This window comes from Actomonas aquatica (assembly GCF_019679435.2).
In the GTDB taxonomy this organism is placed as follows: Bacteria; Verrucomicrobiota; Verrucomicrobiia; order Opitutales; family Opitutaceae; genus Actomonas; species Actomonas aquatica.
This window is the reverse complement of record NZ_CP139781.1, coordinates 3,195,292-3,212,127: the sequence shown is the minus strand read 5'-3', so window position 1 is coordinate 3,212,127 and position 16,836 is coordinate 3,195,292. Positions and strand designations below refer to the sequence as shown.

At 66.0% G+C, this 16,836-nt stretch carries 16 protein-coding genes; 4 read left to right on the top strand and 12 right to left on the bottom strand.

Translation table 11 applies throughout. The features are described 5' to 3' along the window. The 3 genes from eutC to K1X11_RS12605 all read right to left on the bottom strand — a co-directional run bounded on the left by eutC (position 1) and on the right by K1X11_RS12605 (position 2,681). On the bottom strand, positions 1-771 hold the full coding sequence (gene eutC / locus K1X11_RS12615; RefSeq protein ID WP_221032811.1) for an ethanolamine ammonia-lyase subunit EutC: 771 nt from the start codon (positions 769-771) through the stop codon (positions 1-3). After that, a complete protein-coding gene (locus tag K1X11_RS12610; protein ID WP_221032812.1) occupies positions 764-2,137 on the bottom strand; it encodes an ethanolamine ammonia-lyase subunit EutB in 1,374 nt (457 codons plus the stop codon). The genes eutC and K1X11_RS12610 overlap by 8 nt, the downstream gene beginning before the upstream one ends. Before the next feature lie 67 nt (positions 2,138-2,204). Then, entirely contained in the window at positions 2,205-2,681 is a 477-nt protein-coding gene (locus tag K1X11_RS12605; RefSeq protein WP_221032813.1) for a TspO/MBR family protein, read from the bottom strand. A gap of 200 nt (positions 2,682-2,881) precedes the next feature. On the opposite strand from K1X11_RS12605, the gene K1X11_RS12600 reads away from it, so the two are divergent. Beyond that, positions 2,882-3,487 (top strand): superantigen-like protein SSL4, encoded by a 606-nt coding sequence (locus tag K1X11_RS12600; protein WP_324725974.1) that lies wholly within the window; start codon positions 2,882-2,884, stop codon positions 3,485-3,487. Between the two features lie 103 nt (positions 3,488-3,590). Here K1X11_RS12600 and K1X11_RS12595 read toward each other — a convergent pair whose 3' ends face one another. The 5 genes from K1X11_RS12595 to K1X11_RS12575 form a co-directional block, all read right to left on the bottom strand. Continuing rightward, on the bottom strand, positions 3,591-4,880 hold the full coding sequence (locus K1X11_RS12595) for a hypothetical protein (protein WP_221032815.1): 1,290 nt from the start codon (positions 4,878-4,880) through the stop codon (positions 3,591-3,593). Between the two features lie 120 nt (positions 4,881-5,000). Beyond that, positions 5,001-5,597: a PqiC family protein gene (locus K1X11_RS12590; protein WP_221032816.1), complete on the bottom strand. Its 597-nt coding sequence runs from the start codon at positions 5,595-5,597 to the stop codon at positions 5,001-5,003. 49 nt (positions 5,598-5,646) lie between these two features. Next, positions 5,647-6,651, bottom strand: coding sequence for an MlaD family protein (locus tag K1X11_RS12585; RefSeq protein ID WP_221032817.1), 1,005 nt, complete (start codon positions 6,649-6,651; stop codon positions 5,647-5,649). A 54-nt stretch (positions 6,652-6,705) separates the two neighbouring features. Further along, complete coding sequence (locus K1X11_RS12580; RefSeq protein WP_324725973.1) at positions 6,706-7,485, bottom strand: ABC transporter ATP-binding protein; 780 nt, start codon at positions 7,483-7,485, stop codon at positions 6,706-6,708. Further along, positions 7,482-8,612 carry an MlaE family ABC transporter permease gene (locus tag K1X11_RS12575; RefSeq protein WP_221032818.1) on the bottom strand — a complete coding sequence of 377 codons (1,131 nt, stop codon included), beginning with the start codon at positions 8,610-8,612 and terminating at the stop codon, positions 7,482-7,484. The genes K1X11_RS12580 and K1X11_RS12575 overlap by 4 nt, the downstream gene beginning before the upstream one ends. Before the next feature lie 106 nt (positions 8,613-8,718). Between K1X11_RS12575 and K1X11_RS12570 the strand changes: the two genes are divergently transcribed. Continuing rightward, positions 8,719-9,372 (top strand): HAD family hydrolase, encoded by a 654-nt coding sequence (locus K1X11_RS12570; RefSeq protein ID WP_221032819.1) that lies wholly within the window; start codon positions 8,719-8,721, stop codon positions 9,370-9,372. Positions 9,373-9,449: 77 nt separating this feature from the next. Here K1X11_RS12570 and K1X11_RS12565 read toward each other — a convergent pair whose 3' ends face one another. Continuing rightward, positions 9,450-9,962, bottom strand: a complete 513-nt coding sequence (locus K1X11_RS12565; RefSeq protein ID WP_221032820.1) for a hypothetical protein — start codon at positions 9,960-9,962, stop codon at positions 9,450-9,452. A 291-nt stretch (positions 9,963-10,253) separates the two neighbouring features. Then, positions 10,254-11,042, bottom strand: coding sequence for a fumarylacetoacetate hydrolase family protein (locus K1X11_RS12560; protein ID WP_221032821.1), 789 nt, complete (start codon positions 11,040-11,042; stop codon positions 10,254-10,256). Between the two features lie 203 nt (positions 11,043-11,245). Between K1X11_RS12560 and K1X11_RS12555 the strand changes: the two genes are divergently transcribed. Together K1X11_RS12555 and K1X11_RS12550 are read left to right on the top strand one after the other, a co-directional pair. After that, a complete protein-coding gene (locus tag K1X11_RS12555; RefSeq protein ID WP_221032822.1) occupies positions 11,246-11,785 on the top strand; it encodes a hypothetical protein in 540 nt (179 codons plus the stop codon). Between the two features lie 39 nt (positions 11,786-11,824). After that, a complete protein-coding gene (locus tag K1X11_RS12550; protein ID WP_221032823.1) occupies positions 11,825-13,234 on the top strand; it encodes a methyl-accepting chemotaxis protein in 1,410 nt (469 codons plus the stop codon). Positions 13,235-13,289: 55 nt separating this feature from the next. On the opposite strand, the gene K1X11_RS12545 is transcribed toward K1X11_RS12550, so the two are convergent. Next, entirely contained in the window at positions 13,290-13,805 is a 516-nt protein-coding gene (locus K1X11_RS12545) for a hypothetical protein (protein WP_221032824.1), read from the bottom strand. Positions 13,806-13,934: 129 nt separating this feature from the next. Then, positions 13,935-16,826: an aminomethyl-transferring glycine dehydrogenase gene (gene gcvP, locus K1X11_RS12540; RefSeq protein WP_221032825.1), complete on the bottom strand. Its 2,892-nt coding sequence runs from the start codon at positions 16,824-16,826 to the stop codon at positions 13,935-13,937. Positions 16,827-16,836: the final 10 nt, after the last annotated feature.

The window sequence follows — 16,836 nt, the reverse complement described above, 5'->3', positions numbered from 1 at the left end:
CTATTCGGCGGATTCCAGCGCGTCGGGTTGAGAGGTGTCCTTCAGGCGGACTCCACTCAACCCGGCTTCGCGCGAGGCCTGCAGCAGGGCGGCGAGTTTGCGGGCGGCCTGAGTCGGCGGCAGACCGGCCGGGCGGATGTTGGACAAGCAGTTGCGATCGGCATCGGTGCAGCGCGGATGCGGCGCGTGGGTGAAGTAGGCGCCGAGGCTGTCGGGCGCGCCGAGACCGGGACGTTCGCCCAGCAGCATGAGGCTCAGGCGGGCCTGCAGTAGATGACCGATCTCGTCCTGTAGCTTCACGCGCGCAAACGGCACCAGCAGGATGGGGGCGAGCGTCCAGCCCGCGGCGCTGAGTGCGGCGTGCAGCGGCGCCACGGTCGCAACGGCCTGCCGGTGAGCGGCGGTGGCGGAGAGGCCGTCGGAGACGATGATGACGAGGTCGGGACGGGCGGCGACGCGCTCGCGTAGTTGAGTAGCGGATACCGGGTCCAGTTGGCGGCCGAGGTCGGGTCGGCGCAGATACGTGGCGCGATCAGTGGCGGCCGACGCGAGGGTGAGGGAGTCGAGGCCGGCGTGGCGCAGGTCGGCGGCCAGTTGGGCGGCGTCGAAGGTGCTGTGCACGGCGTCGCGGGCGCGGGCGTGGGCGCCGCGAAAGTCGAGCAGGGCACGGTGCGGCAGACTGCCGCCGCTGCGACCGAGCCCGATGCGCGCGGTGGTGTGGCGCCGGAGGGCGGCCCAAGTCGATGAGGTCTTGGCGGGGAGGTCAGCCATTCAGCAAGGGGTGGTCGGGGGCGACGGATTGCAGGCGATTGTTGGGCGTCAGGATGTGTTGCTGTTCCAGCCAGGTGGCGAACTCAGGCGCGGGTCGGCGGTTGAGCACCTGGCGGATGTAGTGGGCATCGTGATACGACGTGGACTGGTAGCCGAGCATGACGTCATCGGCGCCGGGCACGCCCATGATGTAGTTGCAGCCGGCGACCCCGAGCAGGGTGAGCAGGGTGTCCATGTCGTCCTGATCGGCCTCGGCGTGATTGGTGTAGCAGACGTCGACGCCCATGGGCAGGCCGAGCAGTTTGCCGCCGCAGTGGTCCTCGAGGCCGGCGCGGGTGATCTGTTTGCCGTCGTAGAGGTATTCGGGGCCGATGAAGCCTACGACGGTGTTGACCAGCAGTGGCGAAAAGTGGCGGGCGACGGCGTAGGCGCGGACCTCGCAGGTGTGTTGATCGAGCCCGTGATGGGCGTCGGCGGAGAGCGCGGATCCCTGACCGGTTTCAAAATACATCACGTTGTGACCGACGGTGCCGCGTTGCAGGGAGAGGGCGGCGTCGTGGGCTTCGGCGAGCAGGGCGAGGTCGATGCCGAAGGCGCGGTTGGCGGCCTCGGTGCCGGCGATGGATTGGAAGACGAGATCGACGGGGGCGCCTTGGCGGATGGCGTCGAGCGTGGTGGTCACGTGGGCCAGCACGCAGGACTGGGAGGGGATGGCGTGGCGCTGGATGAGGTCGTCGAGCAGGTGCAGCAGCGTGGTGGTGGCGGCGACGTTGTCGGTGGCGGGGTTGATGCCGATGCAGGCGTCGCCGGCGCCGAGGAGCAGGCCGTCGACGACGGAGGCCGCGACGCCGTGGGGATCGTCGGTGGGATGGTTGGGCTGGAGGCGGGTGGCGAAGGTGCCGCGACGGCCGAGGGTATTGCGAAAGGCGGTGACGACCTCGCATTTGGCGGCAACCAGCACGAGGTCCTGGTTGCCCATGAGTTTGGTCACTGCGGCGACCATCTCGGGCGTGAGGCCGGGGGCGAGGGCGGTGAGGGTGGTCGTATCGGTCTCGTAGCGCAGGAGCCAATCGCGGAACTGCCCGACGGACAGATCGGCGACGGACGCAAAGGCGTCGGCGTCGTGCGTATCGAGAATGAGGCGGGTGACCTCGTCGGCTTCGTAGGGAATGAGCGGATCGGTGAGGAAGCGGGCGAGCGGGACGTCGGCGAGGCAGTGTTGGGCAGCGACGCGCTCGGCGGCGGAGGTGGCGGCGATTCCGGCCAGTTCGTCGCCCGAGCGCAGCGGGGTCGCCTTGGCCAACAATTCAGCCAAGGTCGCGAAGCCGTAGTGGCGGCCGCCGAGGGTGCAGGACCAGGCGCTCATAAGTTCAGGTTAGCAGGATTGTCGCCGGGGAATCGGCGACTGGGTGATAAGACCGTGACGATCGCAATCAGTTCAGCCACCAGATCGCGGCATTGAGCGCGGTGGCGAAACTGACCCAGGCGAGGTAGGGGACCCAGAGCGCGCCGGCGACGCGGTCGTGGCGGAAGAGGCGGAGTTGCAAGGTGGCCAGCACGGCCCAGAGCAGGAGGATCTCGATGAGGGCGAGGGCAGGGTTGCGCAGTCCGAAGAACAGGATGGACCACAGGGCGTTGAGCACCAGCTGGACGCCATGCAGGCGCAGGGTGAGGGCGGCGCCTTCGAGGGCCTCGCGCCGACACCACACGCGCCAGGCCGCGATGCTCATGAGGATGTAGAGAGTGGTCCACGCCGGGCCGAAGACCCAGCTCGGGGGCGTCCAGCTCGGTTTGGCGATCGTGGGATACCACTCGCGCACGCTGCTGGCGGTCGCTCCGCCACCGATTGCGGCGACGAGGAAGGCGGCGAGGAGAAAAAGAATCAGAGCAAGCCAAGGGCGAAGGCGCATTGGGCAGACAAGTGCGGTGGAGGGATTTGGCAAATCGGCGCCGCTGGATGCGTGCAGAATGCATGATATGATTCCAAACATGGATGAGTGAGACGCTTGAAGTTAGGTCCAAGGCCGCTCATGTGTGCGGAATGAACCGCTTTTCATCCCTTTCCCGTCTCGCGCGCCTCGCCTTGGGCTTGGCTGCTTGTTCCCCGCTCGTGTTTACGGTCACGTCGACTGCTTCCGCGCAGGCCGCGGCTCCGATGTCGCAGGCCGAACGCACCTTGCAGGCGCAGATTGTTGCGCTGGCCCAAGCTGGTAACACGGCTGGTCTCAATGCCCTCGTCCAGGCTCAGGTGCGCGCTGGTCGCGCGGCGAGCTTGGCTCGGGTGGTCGCCAGCATCTCGACGATGGCGGTGAACCTCGCCAATGTGGATCCGCAGAACTCGGCCGCGCTGATGGCTGTGGCGGTGGAAATCGCTTCGGATCCGGCCGTGTCTGCGGCCGACATCACGCTGGAGACCACCGTCGGTTCCGCCGCCAATACGGTGGTGGCGACCGTGCAGACTAGCAATCCGCAGGCGGCTGCTCAGGTGCAGACTGCGGTTAATACGCGTGGCTCGTCCACGATGCAGACGGCGTTTGTGACCCCCTCCTCTGGCGGACAAGACCAGACTCCGGGCGCTCAGCAGACCGGGCAGGTCCAAAGCGCGGCCCAGACTCCGATCGCGCAGACGCCGACGGTCGACAGTCCGACCTCCCCTGAAACGCCTGAGATCGAGGTGCCGGAAAACCCGCGCGACGTCGCCAGCCCGTCGGCTTGATCGATCGATTGGTCTTACTCGTTTTCTAAATCCCAAAAGCGCCTCCCTGATCGGGAGGCGCTTTTTGTTGTTTTGGGGGGGAGTCGTTGAGGGGGGGGCCGGGCTACGCCTCCGGGCCGGCCGGGACGGTTTTGCGGCGGCGGTGCCACCGTTCCTCGATGCCGGTGAGTTCGCCGGTGGTGGCGTCGACGAGGAACTCGATGGTCATTTTGCCGTCCTCCCGGACGAGCAGGCGGGGGCCGGCCGGGTAAAACAGGCGCGGGTCTTCGTCGCGATAGTTCCACTGATAGGTGCCGTCGACCTGGAGAAAGTGATGGGTGGGCTCTTCGGCGTCCTTGTCGGTGTAGTCGCCGAGGAAGGCCGCGTAGTCGGCCGGATCGTAGTCGGTCAGGCGCTCGGGAGTGATGAAGGGGTCCTTGGCGTATTCGGCGTTTTTGCGCTTCTGCTCGTCGATGGCTTCCATGGCGCGGGCGTGGGTGGCATCGCGGGAGTCGTTGAACTTCATGTCGGGCATGATGGCGCTCACATAGGCCTCGGTGAGGGCATAGTTGTCGTCTTCGCTCCACGGGCTGCGGGTCTGCAGGATGGTGTTAAACAGCATGCCCTTGCGCAGACCTTCGATGGCTTTGCGAATGAGGGGCTTAAAAACGACCATGGCGCCGCGCACGGCGGTGCGGGTGAAGAAGCCCATGTCCTCCTGTTCCATGACTTTCGGTAGGATGACCTTGATGACCTGGTCGAAGGCGTTGCGGGGCGGCAGGAAGTAGACCCAGTTGAAGCGAGAGAGCCGGTCTTGGGTCAGGTCGGCGACGGTGAGATCGTGGAAGGCGTATTCCACCTGCTCGACGTCGAACTCGTGGATCCAAGCGACCTGGTAGATGGCGGTGCCGATGCCCTCGAGTTGGAAGGGCAGGGCGGGCACGACGAGGTCAAACTCGAGGCCCAGCTCGGAATCTGCTTCGTCCAGCTCGAGCTTTTCCTCCCACTCGGTGAGGTAGGCCTGTAACTCCGGGGCGCGTTCGGCGACGGCGGGTTGGAGCTGGCCGGCTTCGGCCATGGCGAGGAATTTGCGGAAGACCCACAGCGGGTGCGGTTCACCTTCGTCGCCCAAAATGATCAGTCCACGGCCCGGCGAATAACCGTCCTCGAGGGTATCGTCGGCGACGCGCATGACGGCATCGGCAAACTTCTCGGCGTAGCGGCGGTCGCTTTTGCTGCGGGCGTGAATGGTGACGGTGAGGTCGTTGCCGGTGACCACGAAGGGCGCGAGATGCAGCGGCAGCTCGTTCTCGGCGGGAGCGAGCGCCTCGTTGGCGTCGGCGCGCGCGGTGAAGCCGAGCAGCAGCGCCGCAAAAAGGAAACCGGTGGAAAGGAAGCGAAAGGTGGAATTCATGGCGAAACGCCGACGGCGGGCGTCGGTATCATGAGTTTCACCGCCGCCTGCCCGCAGGTTTCAAAAAAAGCGCACGCGGACGTTTTTTAACGCATCCGGCCCGAGGCGTAGCGATTGCGCTCACTCGAGCTCAGCCGCGATGGCGGCACCGGCTTGCTGGAGCGCGGTGCTCAGGCCGCGGGCGAGGTCGGCGGGGGTGCCGTCCCAGGCGATGCCGCTGGCAGTGTATTCGCCGGAGTGATACTTGGCGCCATCGGGCGACGCGAGGTCGTAGCGGAGCACAAAGCGCAGGCTGCCGCTGCGCAGCGGGGCGGCTTCGACGATGCGGATCTGCAGGTCGTAGTCGCGCTCGGGTTGGAGCGGGAAGGGGGGGATGAGCACGCGCTGGATCTGCGGAGCATTGGCGAGGGCGCCCCGCAGGACGCGGCTCATGCCCTCGTCGAGCGGTTCGGCCCAGCGGTCGAAGTCGCGGTAGGAAACCTGGAGGTCGGCGTCGAGCACGGCCATGGCGCGGGCGTCGAGCAAGTAGGCGGGCACCTCGATGGGCAGCAGACCGAGCACGGCGGCATCGCTGGCGGGTGCGGTGGTGGAGGGGGCGGGCTCGTCGAGGCGGAAGAAGCGGGTGGGGTCGGGTTGCGCTTCGGGCAGGATTTGGCAGCCGGTGAGGAGCAGGACGGCACCGAGAAGGAGCGGGAGAATTGAAGGGCGTCGGGTCATCGGTCGGCGGGGAGAAAGAGAAAGATAAAGAGGAAAGAGAAAGAGTCGGTTACGGCTGGGGTTGGCGGCCGGTGAGGAGGGCGTTGGGGTTGCGCTCGAGGAAGTCGGCGAGACGGGCGATGGCGCGGGAGGCTTCGCCGAGTTGACGCAGGGCGACGGCGGCTTCGGCGCCGAGGCCGGATTGGGCGGCGATGAACTGGTTGGCGGTGCCGGTCACCTCGTCGAGGGCGGCGAGCGACTTGCGGGCCTGTTGGAGCGTTTCGGCGAGTTCGGCGGCGGTGGGGTCGATGTTGGATTCGACGCGTTGGAGGGTGGCGCGCAGGTCGGCGAGCGCACCGTCGAGGTTGTCAACGATGGTCGGGATCTTGGGGTTCTCGGCGAGGGCGCGCACCGACTTGGCGGTGGCGGTGAGTTCGCTGCTGAGGGTGGCGACGTCGATGGCGTTGATCTGGCGGCGACTGTCGGCGAGCAGGCCGTGGAGTTCCTCGGCCATGGCTTTGAAGTCGATGTCCTTCACGCTGGCGAGGATCTCGGAGAAGGTGGCCTGAAACTCGGAGATGGCGGAGGGCACGGCAGGCACGACGGCGTAGTCGACCGGCACGCGGTCGCGGGCGTCGGCGGGGTATTCGGCGGGGTTGCGGAAATCGAGTTCGACGTAGAGCAGGCCGGTGGCGAGCCCGATGACGCCGAGTTGGGCGCGCAGGCCGCCGTCGATGAGTTTCTCGATCTCGGCGCGGTCGGTGACGTCGATGAGTTCGCCGCTGGTGTCCTTCATGACGGCGCGGTTGAGTTCGCAGAGCACGGCGACGACGGAGTTATGGTTTTGCTCGTCGTAGGTGAGGTTGACCTGAGTGACTCGACCGACGCGCACGCCGCGCAATTTGACGGGGGAGCCCTCGTCGAGACCGGAGACGGATTCATCGAAATAGACGACGAAACGCTGCGGTTTGCGCAGGAAGTTGAGGCTGCCGAAGGAGAAGAGCCCGATCATGCCGATAAGCATGGCCCCGAGCACAAAAAAACCGACAACGGTGGGGCTGACCTTGGTCTTCATTCTAAAAGTAGTGAGTAGCGGGTAGTGAGTAGCGAGGAGGAAACGGTCGGCCTGTCAGGAAGGCCGATCGCCGCGGTGGAGGAAGGTTTGGACGCGCGGGTCGGTGCTGTTTTTCGCGAGGTCTTTGGGCGGGCCTTCGGCGATGATGGTGCGGGCCTGCTTGTCGAGGAGGATGACGCGGTCGGCGATGGCGAAGATGGAAGCGAGCTCGTGGGAAACGATCACGCAGGTGGTGCCGTGGTTGTCGCGGATGCGGAGGATGAGTTCATCGAGTTCGCGCGAGGTGATGGGATCGAGGCCGGCGGAGGGCTCGTCGAAGAAGACGATGTCGGGATCGAGGGCGAGAGCGCGGGCGAGGCCGGCGCGTTTCTTCATGCCGCCAGAGATTTCGCTGGGATAGTAGTCGTCGTAGCCGGTGAGGCCGACCTGAGCGAGTTTGAGGCGGGCGATCTGGAGGCGGTCGCGTTTGGAGAGCGTGGTGTATTCCTCCAGCGGCAGCATGATGTTCTCGGCGAGCGTGAGGGACGACCAGAGGGCGCTGCCCTGGTAGAGCACGCCGAAGGATTTGAGCAGTTCGCGGCGGCGCTCGAGGGTGGTTTTGATGAAGGACTCGCCGAAGATCTGCACGTCGCCGCGAATGGGCGGGAGCAGGCCGATGAGGTGGCGCAGGAGGGTAGATTTGCCGCAGCCGGAGCCGCCGATGACGAAGAAGATCTCGCCGGACGCGATGGCGAAGTTGAGTTGCTCCATGATGGCGACGCCGTCGTAGCCGATGGCGAGATCGTCGGCGACGATCACGGGGGCGGAAGCAGAAGTGGGATCGGGCGAACTCACCAGCCGAGGATGTTGAAGATGACGGCGTAGATGGCGTCGAAGGTGATGATGAGGGTGATGGCGGTGACCACGGCGGAGGTGGTGGCTTGGCCGACCCCGGAGGCGGAGCGTTCGGCTTGGAGACCGCGCAGACAGCCAGCCATACCGATGATGAGGCCGAAGGTGGCGGCCTTGATGAGGCCGGTCATGAGGTCGGAGGTGTCGACGATGGTGAGCAGCTCGACCCAGTAGGCGGGGGGCGGGATGTCGAGCAGGCCCCAGGCGATGATGGCGCCGCCGAGGATGCCGAGGGCGTTGGCGTAGATGGCGAGCAACGGCATCATCACGCCGAGGGCGACGATGCGGGGGATGACCAGAAAATCGACCGGGCGGATGCCGAGGGTGACGAGGGCGTCGACTTCTTCGTTGGCGCGCATGTTGCCGATCTCGGCGGCGAAGGACGCGCCGGTGCGGCCGGCGATGACGATGGCGGTCATCATGGCGCCCATCTCGCGGGTCATGGTGACGCCGACGAGGTCGGCCACCCAGATGTCGCCGCCGAAGGGGCGCAGGATGATGGCCCCGGAGTAGGCGAGGATGACGCCGACGAGGAAGGCGATGAGGCCGGTGATGGGCAGGGCCATGGCGCCACAGCGCTGCATCTCGGAGGTGGCGTCACGCCAGCGGAACTTCTGCGGGTGTTTGGCGAGGTAGACGCCGCTGATGACGCACTGGCCGACGAAGTTGGAGTATTGTTTGGTCTTCTCCCAGAGATCGAGGGTGGCGTTGCCGACGAGGGTGAGGAAGTCGGGCGAGCGGTTGGCGGGCAGCGGGTGGACGGTCTTGTCCTCGAGCTGGCTGGCGAGGTCGCGCAGGGCGGCCGGGAGCGGCTTCACGTTGCAATAGGTGCCGTGGGTGCGGCACCAGTTGCAGACATCGTCGAGGAAGAGCACGAGCGAGCTGTCCCAGTAGCCGAGTTGGGAAAACTCAAAGTCGATACGGGCGGGCGGGGTGTTGCGGGAGAGTTTGTCCCAATCGGGGGTCGACCGGGTGACGCGCCAATCGCCGGCGAGCTTCACGCACAGACCGGAATCGGTCGCGGAGAGCTCGGCGGTGGCGGGCGGTGCATCTGCGGTCGGTGCGGACATCGGCGTCGCGGGAGGTTTGGGGAGAATGGGCAGGGGAGAAAGATAAAGATAAGGAATAAAGAGAAAGATTGAGGCGGGGTGGTGGGGCGAACGAAGGTGGAGAGGTATGCGTTTTCGCACGGTCCTCTTCGACTTGGATGGCACTTTGATCGAGCATCTGCCGGCCATTCACCGCTGTTATTGCTACACCCTGCCGAAGCTGGGGTATCCGGCCCCCACCTACGAGCAGGTGAAGCGGGCGATCGGGGGTGGGTTGCCGCGGGCGATGGCGCATTTTGTGCCGCCGGAGCGGGTGGAGGAAGCGCTGGCGATCTACCGGCCGCATTGGGATGAGACCATGCTGGAGGGCGTGGAACTGATGCCGGGGGCGGAGGCGTTGTTGCGGGCGCTCAAGGCCCGGGGCGTGAGCTGCGGGGTGTTCACCAACAAACACGGACCGTCGGCGCGCAAAGTGTGTGAGCATCTCGGCGTGGCGAAGCTGCTCGACGATGTGGTGGGGGCGGGCGACACGGAGTGGCTGAAGCCGGAGCCGAAGTTTGCGGCATGGGCGCTGGAGCGGATCGGCGCCGACGCGGCGACGACCTGCCTGGTGGGCGACTCGCCGTTTGACGTGCAGGCGGCGGCACGGGCCGGCATGGGATTTGTGGGCGTGACCACCGGCACGCATGATCAGGCGCAGTTGCGCGAAGCGGGCGCGGAGGTGGTGCTCGATGGCATGCCGGCGATCCTGGAGCTTTGGGGGCTGGCGGAGAACGTTTGAGCCGGGGACGTAAAAAAGCGCCCGTCGTTAAAAACGGGCGCTGAGAGATGAGGACGACGCGCGGTGGGCGTCAGGGTCTACTCCGTCGAATCGGCGTTGGCGGTGTCGAGCTTCGCGTAGTCGCGGTAGAGGTCGCGCAGGGCGCTCACCGCGGCGTCTTCAAAGGCGTTGCGCACCGTGAAGCGGTTGGCGTGACCCCAATGCATGGTCGTGCCGTAGTAGCTGCCCAACCGGATTTCGGAGCCGTCGGTGGCGGTGAGGGTCGCGAAGAAGCGGCATTCGACCATGCCGGTGGGGCGGGCGCGCCAGTTGTCCAAGCGGATGGTGAGGAGTGGGATGGCCGGATCGGCATCGTCGCGGTGGTCGACTTGCGCGATGCGGCCTTTGAAGCCGCTGCGCCGGAAGGCGTCGGACAGGTGAACGCTGATGGCGTCCTGGATGTCGGTCTCGCGCATGAGGTCGATCACCGTGGGGGTTTCGATGCGCACCTGCAGGGCGGGCGGAACCGCAGTGCTCTTGGCCGAGGCCAAGGGAGCGAGGAGCGCGAAGGCGACCAGGGTGCCAAGGATGCGGGTGCTGAGGTTTTTCATAGCACCCTATGGGACGGGCCGGACTCTGGATTGTTTCGCTTGGGCGAGTGGAATAGCAGCGCGCGGTTGTAAGGAACTGCAGTGAGCGCAAATCGCGGCAGGGCGTTGTGAATAACTTGTGAACCAAGGCTGCCTACTCCCGTCCAAACGGTATATTGGAGTGGCTAATGATTCGTAAGTTTCAGGTAGGTAGGATCTTAAATGCCTTCGGGCACACGAACCGAGCCGTTTTCCTTAGCGAGCCGAGTGCGGGAGGCCCTGTGAATTACTGTGGAAAACGTCCCGGCCCACTCAGCTCGCGACTGAGTTGGACAGGGTGCCGATGCCCTCGATCTCGACCTCGATGGTGTCGCCGGCTTGGAGGAAGGTCGGGGGCTTGCGGGCGTAGCCGACGCCGGAGGGTGTGCCGGTGAGGATGACGGTGCCGGCGGGCAGGGTGCGGTCGGTGCTGAGGAAGCTGATGAGGGTGCGCACGTCGAACACCATGTCGGCGGTGGTGGAGTCCTGGCGGACCTCGCCGTTGACGCGGGTGACGAGGCGCAGGGCGTCGGGGTTAGTGAGTTCGTCGGGGGTGACGAGCATGGGGCCGAGCGGGCAGAAGGTATCGAAGCTCTTGCCGTGGTTGAACTGGCCGCCGCCGAGTTCAAACTGCCAGTCGCGCGCCGACACATCGATGGCGATGGTGTAGCCGAGCACGTGGTCGATGGCGTTGGCGGGCGTGGCGTTGAGCGTGTCGCGACCGAGCACGATGGCGAGTTCACCCTCGTAATCGACCTTGGTGGAATCGGCGGGGAGGCGGATCGGGTCGCCGGGGTGCTGGAGGCTGCCGGTGGTCTTCATGAACCACATGGGGCGCTGTGGCACGGCTTTGCCGCCCTCCTCGGCGTGTTTGCGGTAGTTGAGACCGATGCCGAGGATGTTGGTGGGCGCGATGGGGGCGAGGATCTTGGTCGGGACGACGGGCGTCTCGGTGACGTGGTGTTGGCCGAAGAGGTCGCCTTGCACGGCGCGGGTGGCACCATCGACAGTGAGAGTGGCCCAGGCCGGGCCGGTGGGTGTGAGGTGGCGGATGTAGCGCATGGTGGGTCGGATCGGGTCGAAAAAGGAACGGGAAGGCGGAGTCTGCGGGAGCAAACGCAATCGCGGCGCGCGGGGCGAGCGCCGGGCGTTGTGTTTTGTGGCAAATTTCTGGCACAGCATGCCGTTCAAACCGAGCGACTTCAACCCGGGCAGGCAGAGTTTGGCTTTAGTATGTTTGAGGGGTGCCGATGCAGACCGTTGGCATGCCGTCTCTATCGCCCAACCACCACCGCACTCCGACCACGTCCCGCCGACGTTGGGTCCTGACGGTGTTCGGTCTGTGGCTGGGTTTGGCGGTAGCGGTCTTTGGCTGGATGGGTAAATTGCCGTGTGGCTTGCCCCGCGGGGTGTTGGCCGAAAAGGCGTGGACGGAGCCCGGCTGGCGCGCGGAGCATCGGTTGACGGCTGCGACGGATGTGGAGGCACGCGTGGTGGATCATCTGCTGGCGCGGGGCCCGTTGCCGGGGCTGCCAGAGCGGGTGTCGCTCAGCGGTGATGCGCAGGCTTTTGCCCCGGCGCTCGAAAACGCGGGCTGGACGGTGGTAGGTGAGGACGAGTTTTCCACGGTGCCTTCGCTGGGCGTGGCCCTGTGGCGCCCCGATGGCGAACTGGCCTGGCAGGCGCGACACGACGGTCCCGGCCTGTTGGTGGCGGGGGCGGCGCCGCTTGATACGGCGGCCTTTCGGGCGGTTCTCCGGGGGGACTCCCTGCCTCCGCAGGTGCCCGCGGGCTGCGGTCTCTGACGCCCTTCAGCCGATCTTAATTTTCCAGATTCTCCTCCTATGAATTCGACTCAACACCCTGCCTCACTCTCCGGAATTGAAGGCCACCGGGCGCGAATCTCGCGCTGGTTCATTCTCGCTTACTGGCTGCACGTGCCGGTGTTTATGGCGATCGCCTGGTGGAGCGGGCGCGACAGCATCTGGCTGGCGCTGGGGCTGGGTCTCGCCGGCGCGGTGGGCCCGACGCTGCTCTACCGTCTCGATCCGGGAGGATTTCTCACGGCGATCGCGACGGCTGGCTCCGGCATTCTGTTGAGTGGCGGTCTTATCCACTTGGGCGGCGGCATGATCGAAATGCACTTCCACATCTTCGTGATTCTGCCGCTCTTCGCCATGTATGGAAATCCGTGGGTGGTCGTCGCGGGAGCGGCAGCGGCGGCAGTGCATCACATTGCGATGTTCTTCTGGCGACCGGAGAGCCTGTTCAACTACGACGCCGGATTTGGCATCGTGGTGTTGCACGCGGTTTTTGTGGTCATCGCGACCATCCCGGGTTGCTACCTAGCGCGGATTTTTGGCCAGTATGTCGTGGGGGCCGGGCTGGTGGTCGATCAACTCGCTGAGACCGGTCGGGGGCTGCGTCACACCTCTGCCCAATTGAGCAATGCGAGTGATCACCTCGCCGAGGATGCCAACAGCCAGGCGGCGACGGTGGAGGAAGTCAGCGCCTCGCTGCAGGAAATCTCCGCCCAGTCCAAGTCGTGTGCCGAAGATTTGAATACAGCGCGCAATCAGCACGTGGGTCAGTTGCGCGGATCGATTTCCGATATCGAGCAGGCGGGTTCGCGCATCGCGCAGACCATGCAAGGCATCGCGGAGTCGAGCTCGGCCATCGCTGGCATCGTGAAGACGATCGAGGAGATCGCGTTCCAAACCAATATTCTCGCGCTCAACGCGGCGGTGGAAGCCGCCCGGGCGGGCGAAGCCGGTGCGGGTTTTGCGGTTGTTGCCGAAGAGGTGCGTTCGCTGGCCGGTCGCGCCTCGGAAGCCGCCGGCAAGACCGGTGAGTTGCTGCAACAGGCCGCCGCGAGCGGCAAGGATGGCGGCAAGGCGTCCGACGAACTGACCCGTCGCCTCGAACAGGTGCGCCAAAGCTTCGACCAACTGGAGCATGTCGTGGTCGGAGCCGCCGGTTCCATCGCGGAACAGGAAGCGGGCGTGGGCCAGATTTCCGGGGCGATGAGTCAGGTCGACCAAGCCGCGCAGGCGACGAGTGCGCACGCCGAGGAACTTTCGGCCAGCGCCACCGAACTGCGCAGCCAGGCCAACGAAGTCGTCGCCGCCGTGGAAGCGCTCCGTCGCGCCATGGGTCGCACCGACGAAGGCGCGGGGGCGGATGGTGACAGTGATGGCGCAGGTGCACACTTCGCCGCCCCCTCCGCTCGCCGCCGCGAGTTGATGGCGGCGTAAGGGGCCGACGCGTCCACTCGCTCACGCTCGTAGCCACGGGATGGTTGCTTGGTGGCTACGAGCGTGAGCGAGTGGGTGGTGCGTCGTGCGCGGCAAGGTGTTTGGTGCGAATCCGCCAGAATCGATCCCAGTGGTCGTTGTCTCGGAGGGGGAGGTCTGGATAGCCGGGAATGACGTTTCCGAGATAGGGCCAGTCGGTTGCCAAGTCGCACAGGGATTGGCGCACCGGGTTTTTCGCGACGTAGTGGCAGGCTTTGGCGAAGGCATTCCGCTGCCGTTCCGCCGGTCGGAGCACGTGATCGTGAGCTTGGTGCTGCCAGGTTTGAGGCTCGAGCGCGTGTTTGGTGTGCCCGCGCAGAAACGCGATCGCGGTGCGTTGGTCTGAGCCCTGCTCGTTCAATCCCATCAGGAGGAGATGGGTGTGATCAGGCATGAGCACGTAGATCGGACAGAGAAGTTCATAGCGACAGCACGCGTGCAGCAGCGCCTCTCTCCAGCGGGCGTGAAACGTCGCGTTCAGCCACCCCGTCGCGCGACGCTCCACGACGAAGGTCCAGTGCACCGTGGCCATCCCGGTGTAGTGTTCCGGGGAGAGGCGCGGGAGGTGTCGATGAGGCGCTGGCGCAGCCACTCGCTTCCGCTCGTAGCTACTTGGCGTTGGGTCATCCATGGTAGCTACGAGCGTGAGCGAGTGGAGGCGTTAGTTCTCGGCGAAGGCGGCCATGCCGATGCAGGAGCAGACGAGATTGCGGTCGCCGTAAACGTTGTCGACGCGGCCGACGGCGGGCCAGAACTTGCTGTTGCGGGTCCACGGAGCCGGGAAGGCCGCCGTCTCGCGGGAGTAGGGATGATCCCAGGTCCCGGCCGCGAGGGCTTGAGCGGTGTGCGGCGCATTCACCAACGGGTTGTTGGTCGCGTCGGACTCGCCGTGCACCACCGCTTGCATTTCGCCGTGGATGGCGATGAGGGCGTCGCAGAAGCGATCGAGCTCGGCCAGGGATTCGCTCTCGGTGGGCTCGATCATGAACGTGCCGGCCACCGGGAAACTCATGGTCGGGGCGTGGAAACCGTAGTCGATGAGTCGCTTGGCGGCGTCTTCGACCTCGAGGCCGTGGGCCTTCCAGGCGCGCAGGTCGATGATGCACTCGTGGGCGACGAGGCCCTCATTGCCACGGTAGAGCACGGGGAAGTGCGGATCGAGGCGCTTGGCCACGTAATTGGCGTTGAGGATAGCGAGCTTGGTGGCCTCGGTGAGTCCGGCGGCGCCCATCATGCGGATATACATCCAGGAGATGACGAGAATGCTGGCGGAACCATAGGGCGCGGCGCTGACCGCGCCGACGCGTCCATCGGTCGAACCCCAGTTGACGTGACCGGGCAGGTGGGGGGCGAGGTGGGCGGCGACCGCAATGGGGCCGACGCCGGGTCCGCCGCCACCGTGGGGGATGCAGAAGGTTTTGTGCAGGTTGAGGTGGCAGACGTCGGCGCCGATGTGGCCGGGCGACGTGAGGCCGACCTGGGCGTTCATATTGGCGCCGTCCATGTAAACCTGACCACCGGCGGCGTGCACCAGCTCGCAGATCTCGCGTATCGTTGATTCGAATACGCCGTGAGTCGATGGGTAGGTGACCATGAGCGCGCCGAGTTTGGCGGCGTGTTGCTCGATCTTGGCGCGGAGGTCGGTGAGGTCGATGTTGCCGGCGTCGTCGCAGGCGACGGGCACGACCTGCATGCCGCCCATCACGGCGCTGGCGGGATTGGTGCCGTGAGCGCTGGTGGGGATGAGGCAGACGGTGCGGTCGGGCTCACCGCGGGCGGCGTGGTAGGCGCGGATGGCGAGCAGGCCGGCGTATTCACCCTGCGAGCCGGCGTTGGGCTGGAGGGACACGGCGGCGAAGCCGGTGATCTCGGCGAGCCATTGCTCGAGGTCGGCGACGAGGTGGGCGTAACCGCGGGTTTGCTCCGCCGGGGCGAAGGGGTGCAGGGTACCGAACTGCGGCCAGGAGACGGGGAACATCTCGCTGGCGGCGTTGAGCTTCATGGTGCACGAGCCGAGCGAGATCATCGAGTGGCACAGGGAGAGGTCCTTGGCCTCGAGTTGCTTGATGTAGCGCAGCAGCTCGTGCTCGGTGTGGTGTTGATTGAAGACGGGGGCTTCGAGGAAGGCGCTGGTGCGGGCGAACGGCGCAGTGAACTGCGCCGAGTTTAAGTCGAAAGATGAAGGGGAAGTGAGGTCGGGCAGGTGGACCGACTCGTTGAAGCAGCGCAGAAGGCTGTGGAGGTCTTCGAGGGTGGTGGTTTCGTCGAGCGAGATCGCGACGGTGTGGGTGTCGATCGCGCGCAGGTTGAGGCGCTGCGCGGTGGCGGCGGCGTGCACGCGATCGGCGGCGACGTTGCCGATGGTGAGGGTGTCGAAGACCGGGGCGGTGTTGACGGTGGCGCCGGCGGTGCGCAGGCCTGCGGCGAGCAGCTCGGTGAGGAGCTTGGTGCGGCGGGCGATGGTGCGCAGGCCGGTGGGGCCGTGATAGACGGCATACATCGAAGCCATCACGCCGAGGAGGACCTGGGCGGTGCAGATGTTGGACGTGGCTTTGTCGCGGCGGATGTGTTGCTCGCGGGTGCCGAGGGCGAGGCGCATGGCGGGGTTGCCCTGGGCGTCCTTGGAGACGCCGACGAGGCGGCCGGGCATCTGGCGTTTGAAGTCGTCTTTGGTGGCGAGGAAACCGGCGTGCGGTCCGCCGAAGCCCATGGGCACGCCGAAGCGTTGAGCGGAGCCGACGGCGATGTCGGCGCCAAACTCGCCGGGCGGGCGCAGGAGGGTGAGTGCGAGCAGATCGGTGGCGACGACGGTGTAGGCTTTGACCGCGTGGGCAGCGGCGAAGAAGTCGGTGAAGTCGAGGATGTCGCCGGTGGTGTCGGGGTATTGCACGAGCACGCCCACGGTATCGGCGTCGGGCGCGAAGGTGGTGTGGTCACCGACGGTGATGGTGAGGCCGAGGGGCTCGGCGCGGGTGCGGACGATGTCGATCGTTTGCGGGTGGCACTTTTCCGAGACGAAGAAGGTGGAGCCTTTGCCGCGGCGGAGACGGTGGGCCATCATCATGGCTTCGGCGGCGGCGGTGCCCTCGTCGAGCATGGAGGCGTTGGCGATCTCGAGACCGGTGAGGTCGGTGACGAGGGTTTGGAAATTCAGCAGGGCCTCGAGACGGCCCTGGGAAATCTCGGCCTGGTAGGGCGTGTAGGCCGTATACCACCCCGGGTTTTCCAGAATGGTGCGTTGGATGACGGCGGGGGTATGGGTGCCGTAGTAACCCTGGCCGATGAAGGAGCGGAAGACTTGGTTTTTGTCGGCGATCTCGCGGAGTTCGGCGAGCGCGGCGGATTCACCCAGGGCGGGTGGCAGGTCGAGGCCGTCGCGACGGATGTCGGCCGGGACGGCGGTATCGACGAGGGCGTCGAGGGAGCTTTGGCCGAGGACTTCAAGCATGCGCGCCTGTTCGGCGGCATCGGGGCCGTTGTGGCGGCGGGCAAAGCTATCGGGCGGCGGCAGGAGGGAGGAGAGCGACGAAAGGTCGTTCGCAGAGTCGGACATAAAAACGGAC